The sequence below is a fragment of the Nostoc sp. NMS4 genome (genome assembly GCF_017115095.1).
Lineage (GTDB): Bacteria > Cyanobacteriota > Cyanobacteriia > Cyanobacteriales > Nostocaceae > Nostoc.
Map to the genome: position 1 here is coordinate 1 of NZ_JABXKI010000341.1, position 3,250 is coordinate 3,250.

Sequence of the window (3,250 nt, forward strand, 5' to 3'; positions counted from 1 at the left end):
CCCAAGGCATTTGTCTGAGTTCCAGTGGTACCATTGAAGCTAGACAATTTCTGGTTTGTCGATTGGTTGAGCGCTGCTTGCAGAGGGCTGATAGAGGGAGAATTTTGATTATTGTTGGTTTGATTAGCGAATCCAATACCCAGGTTAGAGGATGCTTGGTCTCCCCCTGTTGCTTCAGACGGCGTATTTAAGGTTTTAAAACCTAGAAACTGGTTACTGCTATCAACCGTTTCAGTACGCAATAAGTTGTCTGTTTGTTGGACAAAGGGATTTTTTGCGGCTGGGGAGGTGTCGCCGTTAACGCCTAAACCAGAATTTAATTTGGTATTATTAGCAGACTTTTGTTTGTTAATTACATCATCTAATAAGCTTTTGCCCTTTTTCGCTTCAGTCTTTTGTTCGGGCGCATTTGCCGTTGATGAGAGAGATGCTTCCTCAAAGTCATTAAATAAAACTGGCAGATTATCAATATCTGCTGCAATCGCTTTGTTTTCTTCTGACAGGGAGGAATCGGCAGATTGTTGTAAAACAACTGGTTTTTTTTGCTTATAAGCGAAAATATCTGGGTTTGACCAGTATTCCCAGGTTCCTAGCCCGACTACAGATAATAAAATTGCAGTTACCCAAAAACCAGGTCGCCCTAGATTCCATAACCTGGCTTTGAGATAGCGTAAGTAGGCGGGAGGATAATGACGGTGTGGCATGGGATTAATAGGGATTTACTATAAATTGGTAAAATTTGACCGAAGAGGCATTGCTGTTTGATGCTTTTACTTGTCTGGGAAGGAAATGTTCTCAACTGAAGTTAGATTGTGATTTTATCGTAACTTCTCAAGAAATTATTAGTCATTATTTAAGTCAAAAATTTACTATTGACGTTTTTATACTAAACTGTTTAGTGCATTAGACGTAGGTTGGGTGGAGAGGAGCGCAACCCAACATCCTGATATATGTTGGGTTACGCAAAGCCTCCACCCAACCTACGATTTTTTTGCAACTGTTCTACAGGAGTAGCAGAGGTAGTATCTCTGCAATGGACATAGTTGGGCGTTTAGAAGCGAGTATTAAACAGTGCTTGTCTGTAAAATAGGAGACTTCACCTGACGTTGACTCATGACAACCATCTCAATGGGACGATCTGGTCCTGTCACTAAACCACGGCGTTTAGGTCGCACTTCACCATTATTAACTAGTTTTAATTCTGTGCTAGAAAGGATTTTAGCAAGTGCTAGCTTCATTTCTAACTGGGCAAATGCTAGACCAATACAACGTCTTGCACCACCGCCAAAGGGCAAATATTCATAAGCAGAAAATTGCCGTTCTAAAAAGCGTTCTGGTTTAAACTGCTTAGGTTCTGGATAAATATCTTCTTGATGGTGGGTCAGATAAATAGAACCAAGTATGACTGTACCGGGTTCTAATTCGTAACCGCCCAACGATATCGGTGTTCTTACTTTTCTAGGAAAAGTAAAAATAGCTACTGGGTAAATCCGCAATGTCTCGGAACAAACAGCGTTGAGATAAGGTAACTTGAAAACCGTGCTGGGGTCTGGGTTATCGCCCAAGCTATCTAATTCTTGCAGTAGCTTTTGGCGCACTGATGGTATTTTGTGAATCCAGTATAATGCCCATGCTAAGGCTGTGGCTGTGGTTTCGTGACCGGCGACTAACAGAGTCATCAATTCATCGCGCAACTCTTTATCAGTCATGGATTGACCGGCTTCATCCTTAGCAGCCATGAGTAAGCTAAGAATATCTGTGCGTGATGAATCTGGTTGTTCTCGACGTTCCCGAATTTCCTCATAGATGAGTTGGTCAATTTCTTGCTGAAGGCGTATCTGCTTTCCCCAGAAGTTAATCGGGCCAAAATCCCTTTGCAAAGCTGGAAAATAAACCAAAGCCACACTTAACCGAGAACTGGCCTTTTCTAAAAGTTCCCTCAAAAAGTTCTGTAGTTTTTCGGCGCGAGTTCCTTCATTGAGTCCAAACACAGCTTGCATAATCACCCGCAAGGTAATAGCTTGTGTCGCAGACCGAATATTGAAGGATTTGCCTATCGGGTATTGGCTAATAACTTTTTGGGTGACATCGGTAATCACCTGACTATAATTCCGCATTCTGTCGCCGTGAAAGGGAGGCATTAACAACTGGCGTTGACGCTGATGTTCTGCACCGCTAATCGTAATCACAGAATGCTTGCCCAGCAAAGGTTCAAACACCTGATTCAGATCGCCAGGGGCTTCTAATTCTTTGGTATCATTTGTCAAAATTTGCTGTTGCGCTTGGGGGTTGCTGACAATGACTATAGGAGGCAGATTTTTGTCTAATCTGATACTAAAAATCTCGCCATAGCTTTTGGCACAATCCTCCATAAATGATATCGGATTAACAACCCAGCGCAGCATCTGTAAAACTGCCGGAATTTGCGGCCCATTTGGGAATTTCATAAATTTTTTTCCTACTTAATATTTTTTGCTACTTCAATTAATTGAAATTTTGCTTGCGTGACCATTTAAAGTACTTATTCTAACGTTGCAAAAAAGCAATAAACTGTTACAACCTCGAAGATGTAAAATTTTTGTTAAATTCAACGAGCATCTACAGTTTCACCTCATCGTCAAAAGGTACTCAGCATGACTGCAATCTCCCCAAAGGCATCTTCAGCGCTTCCCGATTTTTCTGAAGGGATTCAATATTTTGGTGAAGCGTTACCAGATTTTGAAACTTATGGTGCAACACCTGCTATAGAATCGGGAAAAATAGCGATCGCATCTCCCACAGATAAAGCAGCTGTATATCAAACTTTACTTGCTGCCGATGCCCTCCGCTACCTAACTTTACAAGTTACTGGTAGTAAGGCTTCTGGACATCCCGGCGGATTCGCCAGCCAAGCAGAAGCTTACGCATCTCTGGTCATGTTGGGATACAAGAACATTATTACTGAAGTCGGACACCACGCCCCCGGATTTTATAGTGCCATGTTCTTGGATCGTTCGCTAGAGGACATGGGAATTTTTACAGTTCAACAATTGCGCGATCGCTTCCGAGAAAAGCATGGATTATTAGGACATCTTTCTGGTTTTATCCCCGGTATTCTCGCACCTGCGGGGCCTTTGGGACAAGGGCAACACTTTGCAATGGCGGCTGCACTGTTGCACAAAGATAAATTATTCCCTTTTACAGTTGGGGATGGTGGATTGGGTGAGCCTTATATTGTAAGTGCGATCGCGCATTTCCATACAGCTTATCC

2 protein-coding genes and 1 pseudogene are annotated in these 3,250 nt (G+C 42.4%); 1 reads left to right on the forward strand and 2 read right to left on the reverse strand.

Annotation, left to right across the window (positions count from 1 at the left end):
• Positions 1 to 704 (reverse strand): annotated as a pseudogene (locus HWQ37_RS30410) (hypothetical protein); the annotation flags it as partial.
• A 360-nt stretch (positions 705 to 1,064) separates the two neighbouring features.
• The gene (locus HWQ37_RS30415; RefSeq protein WP_292754185.1) at positions 1,065 to 2,447 is read right to left on the reverse strand and encodes a cytochrome P450; all 1,383 of its coding nucleotides are present in this window, start codon (positions 2,445 to 2,447) and stop codon (positions 1,065 to 1,067) included.
• 186 nt (positions 2,448 to 2,633) lie between these two features.
• Between HWQ37_RS30415 and HWQ37_RS30420 the strand changes: the two genes are divergently transcribed.
• The coding region (locus tag HWQ37_RS30420) for a thiamine pyrophosphate-dependent enzyme (RefSeq protein WP_465249728.1) at positions 2,634 to 3,250 on the forward strand (617 nt) is incomplete at its 3' end.